Raw genomic sequence first — 18,748 nt, 5'->3', positions numbered from 1 at the left:
CGGCCTGACGGCCGGTCGATAAGCCTCCGCGATCCACCTGATTGCGGAGGCTTTCCCGATGACCGTTGCCCGTTCCCTTCGCTGCTTCCTGCTCGCCGCCGCGCTGCTGCCCGCCGCCGCTTATGCCGCGCCGGCCACGCCCGATGCCGCGACGCGCCTCCACAAGCTGTTCGCCGATACCGACGAGGGCCTGCTCAAGCGCAACCCGGTCCAGGCGCTCTATCGCGGCGACCTGCGCTATGCTGACCAGATCGGCGATCTCTATTCGGACGCGCATTATGCCGGCGAGAAGGCCGCCGACGAGGACGCGCTGAAGCAGCTCTCCGCCATCCCGCGCGCCTCGCTCGATCCGACCGACCAGATCGCCTACGACACGTTCAAGCGGAACACCGAGATCGACCTCGAAGGCTATCGCCCCGATCTGCTCAAGATCGCCGAGGTGATGCCGATCAACCATTTCTATGGCCTGCACCTCGATTATGCCGACCTCTCCTCGGGGCAGGGCGCGGCGCCGTTCAAGACCGCGAAGGATTATGAGGACGCGCTGAAGCGCCACGCCCAATATCCGAAGCTGGTCGACGACGTCATCGCCCGCTTCCGGCAGGGTCTCGCCGCCGGCATCGTCGAGCCGAAGCTGGTCGTGAACAACATGATCGACGAGCTGACCCTCCAGTCTGCCAACGGTGTCGAGGGAACGCCCTATTACGGCCCGGTGAAGGCCTTTCCGGATACGATCCCGGCCGCCGATCAGGCGCGTCTGCGCGCGGCGTATACGGCGACCATCCGCGACGGCATCATGCCCGCCAATGCGAAGCTGCTGGCCTTCCTCAAGACCGAATATCTGCCGCATGCGCGCGATACGGTGGGGCTGGGCGGCCTGCCCGGCGGCAAGGCCTATTACGACTATCTGATCGAGCAGAACACGACGCTGCCGATGACCGCCGAGCAGGTCCACCAGCTCGGCCTCAATGAGGTGGCGCGGATCACCAAGGAGCTGGAGGCGGTCAAGGCCAAGGTCGGCTTCAAGGGCGACCTTCACGCCTTCTTCCAGTACATGACCACCGATCCCAAGTTCGCGCCGCCCTCGCGCGACTGGCTCCAGACGCGCTACCGCCAGATTCAGGCGCGCATCGACCAGCGCATCCCCGAGCAGTTCTCGCTCGTCCCCAAGACGCCGTTCGAGATCCGCGCCGAGCCCGCCTACAAGGAGAAGTCCTCCGCCGCCGGCGAATATATGCAGGGCTCGGCCGACGGCACGCGCCCGGGCGTGTTCTACTACAACGGCTATGACCTCCCGACCCGCTTCACCTGGGGCGAGGAGACGCTGTTCCTGCACGAGGCGATCCCCGGCCATCACTTCCAGATCAGCCTCGCGCAGGAGAACACCAAGCTCCCCAACTTCATGCGCTTCGGCGGCAACACGGCGTTCGTCGAGGGCTGGGCGCTCTATGCCGAGACGCTCTGGCCGGAGCTGGGGATGGAGACCGATCCCTACCAGCGCTTCGGCGGCCTCAACGACGAGATGCTGCGCGCGATGCGCCTGGTGGTCGACAGCGGCATCCATGCGATGGGCTGGACCCGCGATCAGGCGATCACCTACATGACCACCAACTCGGCCATGGGGAAGGCGGACGTCACTGCCGAAGTCGAGCGCTACATCGCGATTCCGGGGCAGGCGCTGGCGTACAAGGTCGGCCAGCTCACCATCCTCAAGGAAAAGGCCAAGGCGAAGGCGGCGCTCGGCGCCAAGTTCGATCCCCGCGCGTTCCATGCGCAGGTGCTCGATACGGGGGCTCTGCCGATGACGGTGCTGGAAAAGAAGATCGACGACTGGATCGCCCAGCAGAAGGGGCGCTGAGCGCCATGGCCTCCGAACCCGTCCGCGCAGCCCGCCTTGCCGTCCTGATCGACGCGGACAACGCCAGCGCGCGTATCGCGCCCGGCCTGTTCGAGGAGATCGCCAAGATCGGCGAGGCGAGCGTGCGGCGGATCTATGGGGACTTCTCCAGTCCGAGGCTCAAGTCGTGGGCGGACATCCTGTCCGCCCACGCCATCCTGCCGCACCAGAACTTCGCCTATACGCAGGGCAAGAACGCGTCGGACATCGCGCTGGTGATCGATGCGATGGATTTGCTCCATTCGGGTCGGTTCGACGGCTTCTGCCTCGTCTCGTCGGACAGCGACTTCACCCGGCTTGCCGCGCGCATCCGCGAGCAGGGCGTCGACGTCTACGGCTTCGGCGAGCAGAAGACGCCGGAGGCCTTCCGGCAGGCGTGCCGGCGCTTCATCTACACCGAGAACCTCCTCCCCGAGGCACCCGCCGCCGACGAGCCCGAGCGTCCCGACGCACGTCCCGCCTCGGTAGCGCGTCCGGCGAGCGCGGCGGTGCCGCTGCTGCGCCGCGCGATCGCGCAATTGGAGGATGAGGATGGTTGGGTGACGCTGGGCGGTGTCGGCCAGCGGCTCCAGACGCTCGCGCCCGATTTCGATCCCCGCACCTTTGGCCATGCCCGGCTGGTCGCGCTGGTCGAGAAGACCGGCGCCTTCGAGGTGCGCCGGACGAGCGGGCGCGCCATCCACATCCGCCCCAAGCCCAAGGGGTGAGGGGGCGCCCTGCGTTCCGACCCGGCGGCACTCGCACGTCCCCGTCCCTATCTTCTTCGTCACCCCGGACTTGATCCGGGGTCCAGCTTCTTAGGCAACCGTCGCAGAAGGAAGCGGGATGCCGGATCAAGTCCGGCATGACGATGATGGAAGAGGGGGAGCGGGAGTCCCCTAACTGGTCGAGCCGAAGGGCAGGAGCTGCTTGGCGATCCGTGCGGCGTCGTCGCCCTTGCCGGCCTGAAGCGCCGGGATCAGACGGGCGGCGGCGCGCTGCATGATGCGATCGAGCGGCGTCGGCGCGGGCGTCGCGACAGCGCGCTCGGCGAGGCGCAGCGCGGTCGTCGTGTCGGACGTGTTGAGCTTGATGCGGATCAGCGCCGCATAGGCCGGGAAGAAAGCGCGGTTGCCGCCCATCTCCACCGCCTTGTCGAGCGCGGTCAGCCCCTTCGCCCGGTTCGCGCCGAGCAATGCGCGGGCGAGGAAGTCGCCCAGATCGCCCACTGCCGTCAGATGCCAGCCGGCGAGCGCGACCTGCGTCTCGGCATCGTGCGGATCGGCGGCGGCGATCGCCTCCAGCGCGCTGTGGGCGGCCTTGGCGTCGGACGGCGAGCGGGTGAGCTGGCCGCGATAGCCGACGCCCAGCGCGTGCTGGAGCTGCGCCTCATGGTCGGGGACCGTGCGCGTCTCGGCGATCGCCTCGTTGACGAGCGCCAGCGCCTGCGCCTTGTCGTGCGTGCCGAAGGCGGCGCGGATCAGGGTATCGCGCGGGCTCTCGGCCTGGGCCGGGCCGGCGATGGTGGCGACGAGGGCGATCGCGGCGGCGCCGCGCAGGAATGGGTGCATGACGGCTCCTTATTCCGGGGCCGGACGTGAATGTCGACTGACCGCGGCAAGATGGCGGGAGGCGGGAAGGCCCCGCATGGCCGCGCCGTGCGAAAGCGGCCGATGTCCGCAATCTCGGATGCGCGCGGGCATCGATCCGGATAAGCGGGCCGTGAGTGTCAACGCATCACGGCCCGATCGGTTCTTCGTTCAGCTTTTCCGGGCGAGCGCGTCGGCGATGAGCTGGCGCGTCTCGGCGAGGCCATAGAGCGCCGCGAAGCTGCCCATGCGCGGCCCCTGCGAGGAGCCGAGCAGGGTCTCGTAGAGCGTCTTGAACCAGTCGCGGAGCGACTCGAACGGATGCGCCTTGCCGCACTCATAGACCTCGTACTGGATCGCCTCGGCGTCCGCATCGGCGGGAAGGAGCGCAAAGCGCGCGTCGAGATCGGCAAGCGCCGCCTTCTCCATTTCGGTCGGCGCGCGGCGCTGGAGCGTCGCCGCCACGAAATCGCGGAAATAGGCGACCGCATAGTCGAGCAGCTTGTCCAGTTCCGGATGCGTCTCCGCGCTCACATGCGGGGCGTAGCGCTGGACGTAGCGCCACAGCAGCGCCTTGTCCTCGGTCATCGCCACGCTGACGAGGTTGAGCAGCAGGCCGAAGGTGAGCGGCATGTCCACGCTCGGCACCTTACCCAGATGGACATGGTGGACCGGGTTGCCGAGCTGCTGCTCGATCGGCTGGGTCGGGTAGCTGGCGAGGAACTGGTAATATTCGTCCACCGCGCGCGGGATCACGCTGAAGCTCAGCGCGCGGGCCTTCCTGGGCTCGCGATAGATGTAGAAGGCGAGGCTCTCGATCGGCGCGTAGGTCAGCCATTCCTCGATGGTGAGGCCGTTGCCCTTGGTCTTCGAGATCTTGGCGCCATGCTCGTCGAGGAACATCTCGTAGTTGAAGCCGTCGGGCGGCGTCGCGCCGAGCACGCGGGCGATCTTGCCGGACTGGATGACCGAATCGATCAGGTCCTTGCCCGCCATCTCATAGTCGACCGAGAAGGCGACCCAGCGCAGCGCCCAGTCCACCTTCCACTGCGCCTTGGCGAGCCCGCCCAGCACCGACTGCTCGCGGCGCTCGCCCGAGACAGGGTCGGTGTAGGCGACGAGGCCGGCCTCGGCGTCGACCACCTCGATCGGCACCTGGAGCACCTTGCCGGTCTCGGGGTGGATCGGGAAGATCGGCGAATAGGTCTTGCGGCGCTCCTCGCCGAGCGTCGGCAGCATCACGCCCATGATCTTGTCATAGTGGCGCAGGATGGACTTCAGCGTCTCGTCGAAGCGGCCGTCGGCATAGGCCTGCGATGCCGGGATGAACTCGTAGTCGAAGCCGAACTGGTCGAGGAAGCTGCGCAGGCGGGCGTTGTTGTGCGCGGCGAAGCTCTCATGCGTGCCGAACGGATCGGGGACGCGGCTGAGCGGCAGGTCGAGATGGGCGTGGAGCATCTCCTGCTCGGGCAGGTTGCCCGGCACCTTGCGCATCCCGTCCATGTCGTCGGAGAAGGCGACGAGGCGCGTCTTGCCGCCGGTCATCTCCTCATAGGCATTGCGCACCATCGATGTGCGCGCGACCTCGGTGAAGGTGCCGATATGCGGCAGGCCCGAGGGGCCGTAGCCCGTCTGGAACAGCATCGCCGCGCCCGCCGGTTTCCCCTCCGGCCACCGTTTGATCAGCTTGCGCGCTTCCTCATAGGGCCAGGCCTTGCTGGCGAGGGCAGCGGTGCGGAGATCGGGGGGGGTGGCTGGAGTGTCGGTCATGCGCACAGGCTCTTACGGAGCGACTGCCGTAAATCAACTTTATGGTGATTTTGGCGGCGCAATTCACCATTTGCGTGAAATTCGGCTTGGCATCGCTCCAGAACCATCTGGAGACGTTTCCCTTCCGTTCGCCCCTCCCTATAGTGAAATGGTGAATCTGCCTCTGCCGCCCCTCGCTCTCCACGCCACCCATGGCGGCATCTGGGTTGCCGAGCGGGACGGCCCCACCCGCGCCGTCTCGCGAGGGGAGGCGATCGCGCTCGCCGCCGAGCGGCCGCTGGTGATGCTGAACACGCCTCTGGTGGGGCAGCGGCTCGGCTATGCCGAGATCAACGGGCTCGACCTCTTGGAGCTGTTCGCCTTCCTCCACCCGGCGCGCTTCGCGGTGCCGACGCCCGCCGGCATGGCGCGCGCGCTCGGGCTGGAGCCGCCGGCCGACGATCCGTCCGCGACCGCCACGCTGCTTGCCTGCGCCGACAAGCTGCTGGCGGTGGCGGAGGGCGACTGGCCCGAGCGGCATGGCGCATGGGACGTGGCGCACGCGCTCGGCCGCCTGCGCTGGCCGTGGGCGCAGGCGCTGATCCAGCGGATGACCGAGCCCGAGCGGACCGAGCGCGGCCTCTTCTCCAAGCTCCCCGAGTGGGAGGAGGTGGCGCCCCGTCAGGCCCCGCGTAGTGTCAGCATCGGCGAGGCGGATGCGGTCGAGCGGCTGGACGCGCTCACCGGACAAGGCGCCGAGACGCGCCCCGGCCAGCGGGCCTATGCTGCGGCCGTTGCCAAGGCCTTCGCGCCGCGCATGGCCGAGGGCCGCCCGCGCGTGATGCTGGCGGAAGCGGGCACCGGCATCGGCAAGACGCTCGGCTATCTCGCGCCCGCCGGTCTCTGGGCGGAGCGGGCCGAGGGGACGGTGTGGATCTCCACTTACACCCGCGCGCTCCAGCGACAACTGGATCGCGAGACCGAGCGGCTCTTCCCCGATCCCGTGGTGCGCCGGCAGAAGGTGGCGGTGCGCAAGGGGCGCGAAAATTATCTCTGCCTGCTCAATCTGGAGGATGCGCTGTTCGGCGGCTTTCAGGGCCGCGCGGCGGTGCTGGCGCAGCTCGTGGCGCGCTGGGCGGCCTATACGCGCGACGGCGACATGGTGGGCGGCGACCTGCCCGGCTGGCTGCCGACGCTCTTCCGCCGCGCCGGAGCCACCGCGCTCACCGATCGGCGCGGCGAGTGCGTCTATGCCGGCTGCCCGCATTATCGCCGCTGCTTCATCGAGCATTCGGTCCGCCGCGCGGAAGAGGCGGACATCGTCATCGCCAACCATGCGCTCGTCATGCTGCTCGCCGAGCGGCGGCGCGAGGAGGGGCGGGCGCTCGGCCGGATCGTGTTCGACGAGGGCCATCACCTGTTCGACGCCGCCGATTCGACCTTCTCCTCCGCGCTCACGGGCCAGGAGGCGATCGAGCTGCGCCGCTGGATCATCGGCCCCGAGCGCGCCTCGCGCGGACGGCGGCGGGGGCTGTCGGCGCGGCTGGCGGATGTCGTCTCCTATGATGAAGCGGGGGCGCTGGCGCTCGACGCCGTGGTGCAGGGCGCGCAGGCGCTGGTCGGCGACGGCTGGCTCGGGCGGATCGGCGAGGGGCTGCCGCTCGGGCCGATCGAGAAGCTGCTGGCGGCGGTACGCGGCGCCGTCCTCGCCCGCGCGACGGCGGCGGACGCGGGCTACGGCATCGAGACCGAGGCGATCGCGCTCGACGGCGCCACGATCGAGGCGGCAGGGGAGGCGGCTTCCGCGCTGGAGCAACTGATGCGCCCGATGGTGGCGCTGAGCGGCCGCCTGCTCGCGGTGATGGAGGAGGCGCCCGACTGGCTCGACGGCCCGGCCCGTGCCCGCATCGAAGGGGCCGCGGCGGGGCTCGGCACGCGGGCGCGGATGATCGCGGGCTGGCTGGCGCTGCTCGGCCGGCTGGGGGGCGAGGTCGATCCCGATTATGTCGACTGGCTGGCGGTCGATCGCATCGAGGGGCGCGAGTTCGACATTGGGCTGCACCGCCACTGGCTCGATCCGGGCCGCCCGCTGGCTTCGACCGTGCTGGCGCCGGCGCATGGCGTGCTCGTCACCTCCGCGACGCTGACCGGCGCCGCCACCTCGCCCGAGGCCGGCTGGGCGCGGGCCGAGGCGCGCGCCGGCACGCGGCATCTCGACACCTCGGTGGAGCGCTTCGCCGCGGTCAGCCCGTTCGACTATGCCAAGGCGGCCGAGGTGCTGGTCGTCACCGACCTGAAGCGCGGCGATCTGCCGCAGCTCGCCCACGCCTATGCCCGGCTGATCGAGGCGGCCAAGGGCGGCACGCTCGGCCTGTTCACCGCGATCGCGCGGCTGAAGGCGGTCTATGCCCGCATCGCCGACCATCTCGCGCGCGAGGGGCTGCCGCTCTATGCCCAGCATGTCGATCCGATCGACACCGGCACGCTGGTCGACATCTTCCGCGACGATCCGCGCGCCTCGCTGCTCGGCACCGATGCGCTGCGCGACGGCATCGACGTGCCCGGCCATTCGCTCCGCCTCGTGGTGATGGAGCAGGTGCCGTGGCCGCGCCCCAATGTGCTCCACGCGGCGCGGCGGGCGGCGGGCGGCGGCTCGGCCTATGACGACGAGGTGGTGCGCGCGCGGCTGGCGCAGGCATTCGGGCGGCTGATCCGGCGCGGCGACGATCGCGGGCGCTTCGTGCTGCTCTCCTCCGCCACGCCGTCGCGTTTGCTCGATGCCTTCCCGCCCGGCGTACGCGTCCGGCGGGTGACTCTCGACGAAGCGGTGGCAGCCGTCGCAAGTGGCCTTCCCACGGCCGGCCCGATCGGGCATCAACCTGCGGAGGTCGGCAGCGGGGAGGTGGCATGAAGCGGTTGATCACCTTCCGCCACGCCAAGTCCGGCTGGGACCAGCCGGCAATCCGCGATTTCGACCGTGCTCTCAACGACAAGGGCCGCCGCGCCGCCGCCACCATGGGGCGGCATCTGCGCCAGCTCGGCGTGCGGTTCGATTCGGTGGTGGCGTCGCCGGCGGTGCGCGTCGCCGAGACGCTGGACGCGATGTTCGACGGCTATGGCCGCCGCATGGCGCCGAGCTGGGACCGGCGCGCTTACCTCGCCACTGCCGCGACGCTGCTCGAGATGGTGCAGGAGACGCCTGACCGGGTCGAGGCGCTGATGCTGGTGGGCCACAATCCGGGGCTGGAGGAGCTGGTGCTGCTGCTCGCCGGATCGGACGAGAAGGCGAACGGTAGCACGCGCGATTCGGTCGGGGAGAAATATCCCACCGCCAGCGTCGCCGAGATCCGCTTCGACGTCGACCATTGGCAGGATATCCACGCCGGCGACGGACACCTCGTCCGATTCATCCGCCCGCGCGATCTCGATCCCGCGCTGGGGCCGGACCGGCGCCTCTGAGAGGCCTCAGCCCGCCGCGAGCAGTGCGGCGAGCTGCGCCCGGATCGCGCGCAATTCGTCGAGCGGCGCCGATGGCGTCACGTTGGGCATGGACGATGGGGGCACGGCTTTCGCGACCGGCACGGCCGGCTCCGCTTCGGGCGCGCTCCTGGTGGCGAGCAGCTTCTGCACGCCCTTCACCGTATAGCCGTCGCGGTTGAGCAGCGTGTGGATGCGGCGGGCCAGCGTCACGTCGGCGGGCCGATAATAGCGGCGGTTGCCGGCGCGCTGGATCGGTTTCAACTGCGGAAAGCGCGTTTCCCAATAGCGCAGCACATGCTGCGCCACGCCCAGCTCATCCGAAACCTCGCCGATGGTGCGGAAGGCGGCGTCGGATTTATCCATGCTCTCGTTCAACTTGCCTCTGCGATGCGGTCGCGCAGCATGTTGCTGGCGCGGAAGGTGAGAACCCGGCGGGGCGCGATCGGCACCTCGACGCCGGTTTTGGGGTTGCGGCCGATGCGCTCGCCCTTGTCGCGCAGCACGAAGGTGCCGAAGCCGGAGATCTTGACGTTCTCGGCATTGGCCATGGCGCCGCACATCAGCGACAGCACCTGCTCGACCATCGAGGCCGAATCCGCGCGGGACAGGCCGATCTCGCGATGGACCACGTCGCTGAGGTCCGCACGTGTCAAGGTCTCGATATCGGCCATGAATTCCCCCGTCAGGACTCGTATTACAGACCCGCAATATTAGCGGCACCGAGGGCGGCCGCCAATGGGGGCTTGCGATCGGCCGGTATCAGTAGCGGACGACCGCCGCACCCCAGGTGAAGCCGCCGCCCATCGCCTCGAGGACGAGCAGGTCGCCGCGCTTGATGCGGCCGTCGCGCACCGCGACGTCGAGCGCCAGGGGGACGGAAGCGGCCGACGTGTTCGCATGTTCGTCGACGGTCACGATGACGCGCTCGGCGGGCAAGTCGAGCTTGCGGGCGGTGGCGTCGAGGATGCGGGCATTGGCCTGATGGGGAACGAGCCAGTCGATGTCGGCGGGCGCGAGGCCGACCTCCGCCAGCACTTCGCCGAGCACGGAGGCGAGGTTCACCACGGCGTGGCGGAACACCTCCCGACCCTTCATGCGGACCTTGCCGACCGTCTGCGTGGTCGACGGGCCGCCGTCCACATAGAGCAGCTCGTTGTGGCGCCCATCCGCGTGGAGGCGCGATGACAGCACGCCGCGCGCCGCCTTGTCGGCGGGATCGGCTGCGCTCGTCTCGGCGCGGAGCACCACGGCGCCGGCGCCATCGCCGAACAGCACGCAGGTCGCGCGGTCTTCCCAGTCGAGGATGCGGCTGAATGTCTCGGCGCCGATCACCAGCGCGGCCCTGGTCATGCCGCCACGCATCATGCTCTCGGCAACCGACAGCGCGTAGAGGAAGCCCGAGCACACCGCCTGCACATCGAACGCCACGCAGTCGTTGATGCCGAGCGCGGCCTGCACCTTGGTGGCGGACGCCGGGAAGGTCTGGTCCGGCGTCGCGGTGGCGAGCACGATCAGGCCGATCTCGCTCGCGTCCATGCCGGCGGCTTCGAGCGCCTTGCGGGCGGCGTCGGTGGCGAGCGTCGCGGTGGTCTCATCCTCGGCGGCGAGGTGGCGGGCGCGGATGCCGGTGCGCTCGACGATCCACTCGTCGGAGGTGTCGACCGTCTCGGCCAGCTCGGTGTTGGTGACGCGGCGGCGCGGCAGGGCGGAGCCGGTGCCCGCAATCACGGCGCGCAGGACGGGAGCGGACGTCGGAAGCTGATCGGTCATTTCACCGCGATCGATTCGGAAGGGGAGGTGGCCCGATAATCGGCGAGATCATGGGCGATGCGGCGGGCCAGATCCTCGCGCAGCACCTTCGCGGCGACAGCGATGGCGTTGGCGACGCCCTTGTCGTCGGCGCTGCCATGGCTCTTCACGATGATGCCGTTCAAGCCGAGGAAGATCGCGCCGTTGTGGTTGTTCGGATCGAGATGGACGCGCAGCAGGTGCAGCGCCGGCTTCGACAGCAGGAAGCCCATCTTCGAGCGGAAGGAGCTGCTGAACGAACGGCGCAGCAGGTCGGTGACGAAGCGCACCGTGCCCTCGGCCGTCTTGAGCGCGATATTGCCCGAGAAGCCGTCCGACACGACGACATCGACTTCGCCGCGGCTGATGCGGTTGCCTTCGATGAAGCCCACGAATTCGAGCGGCAGCGTCGCCGAGGCGTCGCGCAGCATCTGGGCGGCGCGCTTCAGCTCGTCGGTGCCCTTCAGCTCTTCGGTGCCGATGTTGAGCAGCGCCACCTTGGGGCGCGCAATGTCCAGCGCCGCGCGCGAATAGGCGGCACCCATCAGCGCGAACTGGACGAGATTGTTGGCGTCGCACTCGGTGTTGGCGCCGAGGTCGAGCATCACCGTGTCGGTCTCGCCGAAGCTGGGCATGAGCGCGGACAGCGCCGGGCGGTCGATGCCCGGCATGGTGCGCAGCGCGAGCTTCGACATCGCCATCAGCGCGCCGGTATTGCCCGAAGACACGGCGGCCCCCGCATCGCCGTCCTTCACGGCGGCGATGGCGAGGCCCATCGACGTGGTCTTGGCGCGGCGGATGGCCTGGCTCGGCTTGTCGTCGCCCGAAATCATATCGGGCGCGTGCCGTACCTCGCACGCGGCGGCGAGGCCGCGATGACGTGCAAGCTCAGCCCCGACGACGGTTTCGTCGCCGACGATCAGGAACTTGAGATCGGGAGCCCGCGACAAAGCGAGCGCGGCGCCTGCCAGCATCGTGGCCGCTCCGCCATCTCCTCCCATCGCATCGATGGCGATCCGCGGCGCGTCCACGATCAATCCGCCTTTTGCGTGCGTAAGATCAGGCCTCGGCCGAGACGATCTCGCGGCCGTTATAGTGGCCGCACGCGTTGCACAGGTTGTGCGGGCGCTTCAGCTCGCCGCAGTTCGGGCATTCCTGGAACGCCGCGACGTCCAGCGCATGGTGGCTGCGACGCATGTTGCGCCGCGAGGGCGAGGTCTTTCGCTTGGGGACGGCCATCTCGGCACCTTCATTCGTTCAATGGATGCGGGGCCGCATACCATCCAAATCGCCACAGCCTTCACGGCCGCGGACCATTCAGCGGCCAGCCTCGACGCGAGTGGCCGCCCTATACCGAATTTCGGCGCTGTTGCAAGCCGGCGCGTGGCGTGCGAGCGAGGAAGACCGTTTCTTGAACCTCAGGAGCCCATCCGCCGATGCCCACCGTATCGCTTACCTTTGCCGGCGCGCTGGCGCTTCTGAACCTCTGGCTGGCCTTCCGCGTGATTCAGGTGCGGCATGCGGGCAAGGTGCTGGTGGGCGACGGCGACAATCCGGCGCTGCTCTGCCGGATGCGGGCGCAGGCGAATTTCGTCGAATATACGCCCTTCATCCTGATCCTGATGGGGCTGATCGAGTTGTCCGGCGGGCCGAAGCCGTGGCTGTGGGGAATCGGCATCGTCTATGTGCTTGGCCGAATCGTCCACGCCTTCGGGATGGACAAGCGCTCCATGCCCAATCCGCTGCGCGCGGCCGGCGCGCTCGTGACCTGGCTGATTCTGGCCGGCCTTGCCCTGTGGGCGATCTGGATGGCCTCCCACGCGCCGGCGGCCGTCCACTACCTCTGAGGCGGATGCGCGGGCCGGCTCAGCCGAACCGCGAATCGGCCACGAAGGGGTTGGAGCGCCGCTCCGCCCCGAAGGTGGAGGTCGGGCCGTGGCCCGGCACGAAGGTGACGTCGTCGCCCATAGGCCAAAGTCGATTCGTGATCGAATTGATCAATGTGTCATGATCGCCCATGGGAAAGTCGGTCCGGCCGATCGACCCGCGGAAGAGGACATCTCCGACGAGAGCGAATCGCGATTCGGGGTGGAGGAAGACGACATGGCCGGGGGTGTGCCCCGGCGTATGGCGGACCTGCAGGACGAGTTCGCCCACCGTCACCGTATCTCCGTCGACGAGCCAGCGGTCCGGCTCGAAGCTCTGGCTCGGAATCTGCCACTGGCGGCCGTCGTCGTCGAGGCGGGCGATCCAGAAGCGGTCCGCCTCGTGAGGCCCCTCGATCGGCACGCCGAGCCTCGCGGCCAGCACACCCGCCTGCCCGCAATGATCGACATGGCCGTGGGTGAGGAGCAGCTTCTCCACCGTCACGCCATGCTGGGCGGCGGCCGCCTCCAGCCGATCCAGATCGCCGCCCGGATCGACGAACGCCCCGCGCATCGTCTTCGTGCACCAGAGCAGGGTGCAGTTCTGCTGGAAGGCGGTGACGGGAACCACCGCCGCGCGGAGCGGCGGGACGGGCTTGGCGGGCGTGTCGGTCATGCCCTGCCTGATGGGCACGCGCCGCCGGCGATGCAAGCGAACGCTTCAGAGAGGCTTGCCCCCATCGCCCGGTCGCGGGCAGGGAGGCGGGGATGACTGCCGCCCCGTCCTCTTCCCTTCCGCGCCTCGACCGTTCGCGGCCCTTTGTGCTGCTCGACGATGCGACAGGGGCGGGGGCCGGCCCGGCGCGGCTCTATCGCGATCCGGCCGAGGTGGTGACCGCCTCCACCCGCGCAGGGCTGGCCGAGGCCCTGGCGACCCTGCGCACTGCGCAGGCGCGGGGGCTCCATGCGGCGGGGTGGATCGCCTATGACGCGGGCGCTCCGGGCGAGGCGTCCACCGCCACCGAAGGCGAGGGGCCGCTGCTCTGGTTCGGCCTGTTCGAGCGCTACGAGACGATCCCCGCCGCCGACGTGCCCTCGCTGTTCCCCGATCCGGCGGGCGCGTGGGCGGGGGCGCCGGTGCCGCGCATCGCGTTCGCCGCCTATGCCGAGGCCTTCTCGCGCGTGGAGGCCTATATCGCGGCCGGCGACATCTATCAGGCGAACCTCACTTTCCAGGCGGACGTGGCGACGGCGGGCGATCCGCTGGCGCTCTATGCCCGTATCCGGGGCCGGGCCGCGGCGGGGTGGGGCGGCATCGTCCATGACGGGCAGCGGACCCTGCTCTCCTTCTCGCCCGAGATGTTCTTCCGCCTGGATGGCCGTCGGATCGAGGCGCGGCCGATGAAGGGCACGGCGACGCGAGGCGCCGATCCGCTGGCCGACGCCGAGGCGGTGCGCACGCTCGCCAGCGATGAGAAGCAGCGCGCCGAGAATCTCATGATCGTCGACCTGATCCGCAACGACCTGTCGCGGATCGCGGTGCCGGGCAGCGTCGCGGTGCCGGCGCTGTTCACGGTCGAGACCTATCCGACCATCCACCAGATGACCTCCACCGTCACCGCCGAGCTGGCGCCGGGCGGCGATGCGGTCGGCGTGCTGGAGGCGGCCTTCCCCTGCGGATCGATCACCGGCGCGCCGAAGCTCCGCGCCATGGAGATCGCCGCCGAGGTCGAGGCGGGCCCTCGCGGGGCCTACACCGGCGCGATCGGGCGGATCGACGCGGACGGAGGCGCCGTCTTCAACGTCGCCATCCGCACGCTCACCATCGGCGATGCGGGGCGGGCGGCGATCGGGCTCGGCTCGGGTATCGTCGCCGATTCGGATGTCGGGGCGGAATGGCGCGAATGCCTCGCCAAGGGCGGCTTCATCGGCGCGGCCTGCCCGCCCTTCGACCTGATCGAGACGATGCTGTTCGATCCCCTTGAGGGGGTGATGGAGCTGGAGCGGCACCTGCTGCGCCTGAAGCGCTCGGCGCGCGCGCTGGGCTTCGCCTTCAACCGGCACGATGTCCGCAACGAGCTTCAGGCCGCGACTTTCCGGCTGCGCGATCCGGCACGGGTCCGCCTGCGCATCTCCCGCGCGGGCCGCGTCGCGATCGAGGTGCGCCCGCTGCCCGCCCCGCCCACCGAGCCAGTGGTGGCGCCGGTGGTGCCGCTGCCGGTCGATCCGGGCGACTTCCGCCTCGTCCACAAGACCAGCGATCGCGCCTTCTACGATGCGGCGCGGGGAAGCCATTTCGAGGTGGTGTTCGTCCGGCCCGACGGGCGGCTGACTGAGGGCAGCTTCACCAACCTGTTCGTGCGCGGCGCGGACGGGCGACTCCGCACCCCGCCGCGCCACCGGGGGCTGCTCCCCGGAATCCTGCGCGAGCGGCTGATCGCGCAAGGGCAGGCGGTCGAATCGGATATCGTGGAGGCCGATCTGCGTGACGGATTCTTGCTTGGAAATGCTCTCAGGGGATTGATTCGAGCGCGGTTGCCCTGATGCGCGACATCCGGCTATAGGCCCGCCCGTCCTTTTCCTCCCACCGGAAAGCCCTGCCCCATGCGAACCACGTCGGAAGCGCTCGGCCGCATCCAGCCGTCCGCCACCCTTGCCATGACCAGCCGCGTGCTGGACCTGAAGCGCCAGGGCATCGACGTGATCGGCCTCGGCGCCGGCGAGCCCGATTTCGACACGCCGGACTTCGTCAAGGACGCCGCGATCGAGGCGATCCGCCAGGGCAAGACCAAATACACCAACGTCGACGGCACCGCCGAGCTGAAGGAGGCGATCGTCGCCAAGTTCAAGCGCGACAACGGCCTCGCTTACGAGACCAATCAGGTCAGCGTGAACGTCGGCGGCAAGCACACGCTGTTCAACGCGCTGGTCGCGACCGTCGACGCGGGCGACGAGGTGATCATCCCGGCACCCTACTGGGTGAGCTATCCGGACATCGTGCAGTTCGCGGGCGGCACGCCGGTGATCATCAAGGCGGGTGCGGACCAGAACTACAAGATCCGTCCCGAACAGCTCGAGGCGGCGATCACGCCGAAGACGCGCTGGGTGATCCTGAACTCGCCCTCCAACCCGACCGGCGCCGCCTATACGTCGGACGAGCTGCGCGCGCTGGGCGAGGTGATCGAGCGTCACCCGCAGGTCTTCGTGATGGCCGACGATATGTACGAGCATATCGTCTATGACGACTTCCGCTTCTCGACCATCGCGCAGGTCTGCCCGTCGCTCTACGAGCGCACGCTGACCGTCAACGGCACGTCCAAGGCCTATGCGATGACCGGCTGGCGCATCGGCTTCGCGGGCGGCCCGCAATGGCTCATCAAGGCGATGGCCAAGCTCCAGTCGCAGTCGACGTCCAACCCCTGCTCGATCGCGCAGGCGGCGGCGACTGCGGCGCTGAACGGCCCGCAGGACTTCCTCAAGGAGCGCGCCGCCGCCTTCCAGCGCCGCCGCGATCTCGTGGTGCTTGGCCTCAACGCCATCCCCGGCATCCACTGCCCGACGCCGGAAGGCGCCTTCTACGTCTATCCCGACGTCTCGGGCCTGATCGGCAAGACGACGCCGGGCGGCCTGCTCATCGACACCGACGAGAAGCTGGTCGGCTATCTGCTCGACGAGGGCCGGGTGGCGGCGGTGCATGGCGGCGCCTTCGGTCTCGAGCCGGCCTTCCGCGTCAGCTACGCGACCTCCGACGCGCTGCTGACCGAGGCGTGCAACCGCATCGCCGAGGCGGTCGCCGCGCTACGCTAGGCTGTAACCGATCGGAGGCGCCGAGCGAATCCGGGGACATGTTCCCCGGAAAGGCGCCCCCGATGCCTCGTTCTCTTCCTGTGATTGCCGCGCTGGCTGCCGGTGCGGCCTTCTTCTTCGCCGTCCAGCCGGGCATCGCCGCCGAAGCGGTGGTGAAGGCACCGGCCCCTGCGCTCACCGAGCCCGTCTCCGGCCATCGCGAGACGGCGATCTTCGCGGGCGGCTGCTTCTGGGGCGTGCAGGGCGTGTTCGCCCATGTGAAGGGCGTGGTCGGCACCACCTCGGGCTATACCGGTGGGCGCGCTTCCACGGCCGCCTATGAGGATGTCGAAACCGGCACCACCGGCCATGCGGAATCGGTGAAGGTCGTGTTCGATCCCACGCAGGTGAACTATGCCGACCTGCTGCGCATCTATTTCTCGGTGATCACGGACCCGACCCAGCTCAACCGGCAGGGACCGGACTCCGGCCCGCAATATCGCTCGGCGCTGTTCCCGCAGTCGCCCGCGCAGGAGAAAGTGGCGCGCGCCTATATCGCGCAGCTTTCCGCCGCCCATGTCTATGATCGCCCGATCGTGACGACGATCGAGAAGGCGCCCGGCTTCTTCCCGGCCGAATCCTATCATCAGGATTTCATGGCCCGGAATCCGGGCTATCCCTACATCGTCATCAACGATCGGCCGAAGGTCGAGGCGCTGAAGCGCATCTTCCCGATGAGCTACAAAGCCTAAGCGGCAATCGGGAAGCGCAGCAGCCGGTCCGCGACCGGCACCAGCGCCTCCGCCGGCCGGTGGGCGAGGGCGGCGCGGATCGCCGGATCGCCCGCGTCCATCCCGCCGGTCAATGCCCCGAAGGCGGGCAAGATCAACTTGGTCGCGCTCGCCACGAAGCAGCGCCGCGCCACATGCTTGCCCCGGATGGTGAGGCGGAGCTTGGGGTGGAAATGGCCCGACAGCTCGGGGCGTGGTTCGGCCGGGTCGGCCTCATGGCGGAGCAGCAGGCCGTCCACCTCGATCTCGCCCACCACATGCCCGCCGCAATGATCGGCGAGCCGGGCGGCGTGGAGATCGTGATTGCCCGCGATCCATGTCCAGCGCGTCGCGGAGGTCAGCCGGCGGAGCGTCTCGCGCGTCTCGGGCGCCAGCCGCTCGCAGCCCTCGGCGTCATGGAAGCTGTCGCCGAGGCACCAGACCTCCTCCGTCCCCGTCGCCTCGACCAGAACGGCCAGTTCGGACAGCGTCGCGTGCGAATCATAAGGCGGAAGCATCTGCCCGCCGAGTGCGTAGAAGCTGGCCTTCTCGAGATGCAGATCGGCCACCAGCAGCGCGCGCCGCGCCGGCCAGGCGAGCGCGCCCGGCGCCAGCGCGGCCAGCTCGACTCCGGCGAACGAAAAGTGAACCATGCCCCGCCCATAACAGCCCTCCGCGTGGAGGCAAGCCGGCTTGCGACGGGTGGTTTGTCCCGATAATACAGCGGTGGGGACAGGGGAGATACCGGACCATGCAGGGGCATCAGGCGGCAGTGCCGTGGCTGAGTTATGCGATTCCCTTCGCGATCATCGCGGTGGTGATGGCGTTGCGCTGGCGCTCGATGCGGCGCGCGCGGAAGCTCCGGGTCGAGATGCTGTGGATTCTGCCGGCGGTCTACGCCGCGATCATGGCGCTGGTCTTCTTCGAGAGCCCGCCGGGGCCGGGCGGCTGGCTCTGGTCGGCGCTGGCGCTGGCCGGAGGGGCGGCGATCGGCTGGTATCGCGGACGGATGATGCGGATCACGGTCGATCCCGAGACGCATGAACTGAGCCAGCAGGCGTCTCCGGCGGCCTTCTTCCTGCTGATCGGCCTCGTCCTCGTGCGCAGCGTGGCGCGGCAGGAGATGGGCGGAAGCTACGGCCCGCAGGCGGATCATCATGCCGCGATGCTGGCGACCGATATCCTGATGGCCTTCGCTTTCGGCCTGATCGCGGCGACACGGGTGGAGATGGCGCTGCGGGCGAGACGTCTGCTCGCCGCCGCGCGGCTGGCCTAGCCGAGCGAGTCGATCACCGCGCCGACGATGTCGGGCGAGGGGCTGGACAGCGCCTTGCTCGGGTGCGCGATCTGCACGCCGGACGTGGCCGAGCGGCCGTAGATGAAGCCGTAGACCGGATAGGCGGTGGTGCCGAGGCCCTTGTTGTCGCGCCACCAGACACGGACCTGGCTCCAGTCATTCTCCGCCGAGACGTCGACCAGCGTGACGTCGCGCTCGATCTGCCCGCGCACGCCGCCGATCCGCGACCAGTTGGCGTGGGTGATCATGAGAATGCGGTTGCTGACGATCCGGCTGACCACGGCGACATGGCCGAGGCGCATAGGCCCGTGCGGACGGAACACCAGCACCGCGCCGACGCGCGGCAGGCTGCCTTCCTCATAGCGATTGGCGGCCTGGTTCCACCAGGTCCAGGCGTCGCCGAAGATCTGGATGCCGGACATCGCGCGCGCGAAGGGCACGCATTCGAGGCCGTTGCCGATCCGCCCGTCGCTGTCGTCATCCTGCGCGGCAACCGGCGTGGCCACAGCCAAAGCCGCCAGACACCCCGCGAGTAGAAGCCCCTTCAC

General features: G+C 69.2%; 19 protein-coding genes. 9 read left to right on the top strand and 10 right to left on the bottom strand.

Annotated features, from left to right (window positions below):
* Positions 1 to 58 precede the first annotated feature (58 nt).
* A complete protein-coding gene (locus ST3T6A_RS0116440; RefSeq protein ID WP_019834049.1) occupies positions 59 to 1,858 on the top strand; it encodes a DUF885 domain-containing protein in 1,800 nt (599 codons plus the stop codon).
* 5 nt (positions 1,859 to 1,863) lie between these two features.
* Positions 1,864 to 2,604: an NYN domain-containing protein gene (locus ST3T6A_RS0116435; RefSeq protein WP_019834048.1), complete on the top strand. Its 741-nt coding sequence runs from the start codon at positions 1,864 to 1,866 to the stop codon at positions 2,602 to 2,604.
* Positions 2,605 to 2,775: 171 nt separating this feature from the next.
* Here ST3T6A_RS0116435 and ST3T6A_RS0116430 read toward each other — a convergent pair whose 3' ends face one another.
* Together ST3T6A_RS0116430 and ST3T6A_RS0116425 are read right to left on the bottom strand one after the other, a co-directional pair.
* Positions 2,776 to 3,447 carry a hypothetical protein gene (locus ST3T6A_RS0116430; RefSeq protein WP_019834047.1) on the bottom strand — a complete coding sequence of 224 codons (672 nt, stop codon included), beginning with the start codon at positions 3,445 to 3,447 and terminating at the stop codon, positions 2,776 to 2,778.
* A 189-nt stretch (positions 3,448 to 3,636) separates the two neighbouring features.
* A complete protein-coding gene (locus ST3T6A_RS0116425) occupies positions 3,637 to 5,235 on the bottom strand; it encodes a lysine--tRNA ligase (protein WP_019834046.1) in 1,599 nt (532 codons plus the stop codon).
* A gap of 148 nt (positions 5,236 to 5,383) precedes the next feature.
* Here ST3T6A_RS0116425 and ST3T6A_RS0116420 point away from each other — a divergent pair, with 148 nt between their 5' ends.
* Together ST3T6A_RS0116420 and ST3T6A_RS0116415 are read left to right on the top strand one after the other, a co-directional pair.
* A complete protein-coding gene (locus ST3T6A_RS0116420) occupies positions 5,384 to 8,125 on the top strand; it encodes an ATP-dependent DNA helicase (protein ID WP_019834045.1) in 2,742 nt (913 codons plus the stop codon).
* Positions 8,122 to 8,673 carry a SixA phosphatase family protein gene (locus tag ST3T6A_RS0116415; RefSeq protein ID WP_019834044.1) on the top strand — a complete coding sequence of 184 codons (552 nt, stop codon included), beginning with the start codon at positions 8,122 to 8,124 and terminating at the stop codon, positions 8,671 to 8,673. Before ST3T6A_RS0116420 ends, ST3T6A_RS0116415 begins: the two co-directional genes overlap by 4 nt.
* Positions 8,674 to 8,679: 6 nt before the next feature.
* Here ST3T6A_RS0116415 and ST3T6A_RS0116410 read toward each other — a convergent pair whose 3' ends face one another.
* The 5 genes from ST3T6A_RS0116410 to rpmF form a co-directional block, all read right to left on the bottom strand.
* Entirely contained in the window at positions 8,680 to 9,057 is a 378-nt protein-coding gene (locus ST3T6A_RS0116410) for a MerR family transcriptional regulator (protein WP_019834043.1), read from the bottom strand.
* An 8-nt stretch (positions 9,058 to 9,065) separates the two neighbouring features.
* Positions 9,066 to 9,365 carry an integration host factor subunit alpha gene (locus tag ST3T6A_RS0116405; RefSeq protein ID WP_019834042.1) on the bottom strand — a complete coding sequence of 100 codons (300 nt, stop codon included), beginning with the start codon at positions 9,363 to 9,365 and terminating at the stop codon, positions 9,066 to 9,068.
* 88 nt (positions 9,366 to 9,453) lie between these two features.
* Positions 9,454 to 10,464, bottom strand: a complete 1,011-nt coding sequence (locus ST3T6A_RS0116400; protein ID WP_019834041.1) for a beta-ketoacyl-ACP synthase III — start codon at positions 10,462 to 10,464, stop codon at positions 9,454 to 9,456.
* Positions 10,461 to 11,516, bottom strand: coding sequence for a phosphate acyltransferase PlsX (gene plsX / locus ST3T6A_RS0116395; protein ID WP_026359797.1), 1,056 nt, complete (start codon positions 11,514 to 11,516; stop codon positions 10,461 to 10,463). The genes ST3T6A_RS0116400 and plsX overlap by 4 nt, the downstream gene beginning before the upstream one ends.
* A gap of 25 nt (positions 11,517 to 11,541) precedes the next feature.
* On the bottom strand, positions 11,542 to 11,721 hold the full coding sequence (gene rpmF / locus ST3T6A_RS0116390; RefSeq protein WP_019834039.1) for a 50S ribosomal protein L32: 180 nt from the start codon (positions 11,719 to 11,721) through the stop codon (positions 11,542 to 11,544).
* Between the two features lie 197 nt (positions 11,722 to 11,918).
* Here rpmF and ST3T6A_RS0116385 point away from each other — a divergent pair, with 197 nt between their 5' ends.
* Positions 11,919 to 12,329, top strand: coding sequence for an MAPEG family protein (locus ST3T6A_RS0116385; protein ID WP_019834038.1), 411 nt, complete (start codon positions 11,919 to 11,921; stop codon positions 12,327 to 12,329).
* Positions 12,330 to 12,348: 19 nt separating this feature from the next.
* Here ST3T6A_RS0116385 and ST3T6A_RS0116380 read toward each other — a convergent pair whose 3' ends face one another.
* Positions 12,349 to 13,023 carry an MBL fold metallo-hydrolase gene (locus ST3T6A_RS0116380; protein ID WP_019834037.1) on the bottom strand — a complete coding sequence of 225 codons (675 nt, stop codon included), beginning with the start codon at positions 13,021 to 13,023 and terminating at the stop codon, positions 12,349 to 12,351.
* 92 nt (positions 13,024 to 13,115) lie between these two features.
* Here ST3T6A_RS0116380 and pabB point away from each other — a divergent pair, with 92 nt between their 5' ends.
* The 3 genes from pabB to msrA all read left to right on the top strand — a co-directional run bounded on the left by pabB (position 13,116) and on the right by msrA (position 16,885).
* On the top strand, positions 13,116 to 14,891 hold the full coding sequence (gene pabB / locus ST3T6A_RS0116375) for an aminodeoxychorismate synthase component I (RefSeq protein ID WP_019834036.1): 1,776 nt from the start codon (positions 13,116 to 13,118) through the stop codon (positions 14,889 to 14,891).
* 60 nt (positions 14,892 to 14,951) lie between these two features.
* A complete protein-coding gene (locus ST3T6A_RS0116370; protein ID WP_019834035.1) occupies positions 14,952 to 16,154 on the top strand; it encodes a pyridoxal phosphate-dependent aminotransferase in 1,203 nt (400 codons plus the stop codon).
* 62 nt (positions 16,155 to 16,216) lie between these two features.
* Positions 16,217 to 16,885 (top strand): peptide-methionine (S)-S-oxide reductase MsrA, encoded by a 669-nt coding sequence (msrA, locus tag ST3T6A_RS0116365; RefSeq protein WP_026359796.1) that lies wholly within the window; start codon positions 16,217 to 16,219, stop codon positions 16,883 to 16,885.
* Here msrA and pdeM read toward each other — a convergent pair.
* The gene (gene pdeM / locus ST3T6A_RS0116360) at positions 16,882 to 17,556 is read right to left on the bottom strand and encodes a ligase-associated DNA damage response endonuclease PdeM (RefSeq protein WP_019834033.1); all 675 of its coding nucleotides are present in this window, start codon (positions 17,554 to 17,556) and stop codon (positions 16,882 to 16,884) included. The genes msrA and pdeM overlap by 4 nt on opposite strands.
* 98 nt (positions 17,557 to 17,654) lie before the next feature.
* Between pdeM and ST3T6A_RS0116355 the strand changes: the two genes are divergently transcribed.
* Entirely contained in the window at positions 17,655 to 18,179 is a 525-nt protein-coding gene (locus ST3T6A_RS0116355; RefSeq protein ID WP_019834032.1) for a CcdC protein domain-containing protein, read from the top strand.
* Here the strand turns inward: ST3T6A_RS0116355 and ST3T6A_RS0116350 are convergent.
* A complete protein-coding gene (locus tag ST3T6A_RS0116350; RefSeq protein WP_026359795.1) occupies positions 18,176 to 18,748 on the bottom strand; it encodes a CHAP domain-containing protein in 573 nt (190 codons plus the stop codon). The genes ST3T6A_RS0116355 and ST3T6A_RS0116350 overlap by 4 nt on opposite strands.

The sequence above is a fragment of the Sphingomonas sp. PR090111-T3T-6A genome, assembly GCF_000383095.1.
Lineage (GTDB): Bacteria > Pseudomonadota > Alphaproteobacteria > Sphingomonadales > Sphingomonadaceae > Solisphingomonas.
The sequence above is the reverse complement of the archived record's forward strand: the minus strand, read 5'-3'. Positions and strand labels throughout refer to the sequence as shown.

Bases quoted from the DNA above. Each gene is read 5' to 3' on its own strand.
- ST3T6A_RS0116440 (WP_019834049.1), top strand. From the start codon at position 59: ATGACCGTTGCCCGTTCCCTTCGCTGCTTCCTGCTCGCCGCCGCGCTG.
- ST3T6A_RS0116435 (WP_019834048.1), top strand. From the start codon at position 1,864: ATGGCCTCCGAACCCGTCCGCGCAGCCCGCCTTGCCGTCCTGATCGAC.
- ST3T6A_RS0116430 (WP_019834047.1), bottom strand. From the start codon at position 3,447: ATGCACCCATTCCTGCGCGGCGCCGCCGCGATCGCCCTCGTCGCCACC.
- ST3T6A_RS0116425 (WP_019834046.1), bottom strand. From the start codon at position 5,235: ATGACCGACACTCCAGCCACCCCCCCCGATCTCCGCACCGCTGCCCTC.
- ST3T6A_RS0116420 (WP_019834045.1), top strand. From the start codon at position 5,384: ATGGTGAATCTGCCTCTGCCGCCCCTCGCTCTCCACGCCACCCATGGC.
- ST3T6A_RS0116415 (WP_019834044.1), top strand. From the start codon at position 8,122: ATGAAGCGGTTGATCACCTTCCGCCACGCCAAGTCCGGCTGGGACCAG.
- ST3T6A_RS0116410 (WP_019834043.1), bottom strand. From the start codon at position 9,057: ATGGATAAATCCGACGCCGCCTTCCGCACCATCGGCGAGGTTTCGGAT.
- ST3T6A_RS0116405 (WP_019834042.1), bottom strand. From the start codon at position 9,365: ATGGCCGATATCGAGACCTTGACACGTGCGGACCTCAGCGACGTGGTC.
- ST3T6A_RS0116400 (WP_019834041.1), bottom strand. From the start codon at position 10,464: ATGACCGATCAGCTTCCGACGTCCGCTCCCGTCCTGCGCGCCGTGATT.
- rpmF (WP_019834039.1), bottom strand. From the start codon at position 11,721: ATGGCCGTCCCCAAGCGAAAGACCTCGCCCTCGCGGCGCAACATGCGT.
- ST3T6A_RS0116385 (WP_019834038.1), top strand. From the start codon at position 11,919: ATGCCCACCGTATCGCTTACCTTTGCCGGCGCGCTGGCGCTTCTGAAC.
- ST3T6A_RS0116380 (WP_019834037.1), bottom strand. From the start codon at position 13,023: ATGACCGACACGCCCGCCAAGCCCGTCCCGCCGCTCCGCGCGGCGGTG.
- pabB (WP_019834036.1), top strand. From the start codon at position 13,116: ATGACTGCCGCCCCGTCCTCTTCCCTTCCGCGCCTCGACCGTTCGCGG.
- ST3T6A_RS0116370 (WP_019834035.1), top strand. From the start codon at position 14,952: ATGCGAACCACGTCGGAAGCGCTCGGCCGCATCCAGCCGTCCGCCACC.
- msrA (WP_026359796.1), top strand. From the start codon at position 16,217: ATGCCTCGTTCTCTTCCTGTGATTGCCGCGCTGGCTGCCGGTGCGGCC.
- pdeM (WP_019834033.1), bottom strand. From the start codon at position 17,556: ATGGTTCACTTTTCGTTCGCCGGAGTCGAGCTGGCCGCGCTGGCGCCG.
- ST3T6A_RS0116355 (WP_019834032.1), top strand. From the start codon at position 17,655: ATGCAGGGGCATCAGGCGGCAGTGCCGTGGCTGAGTTATGCGATTCCC.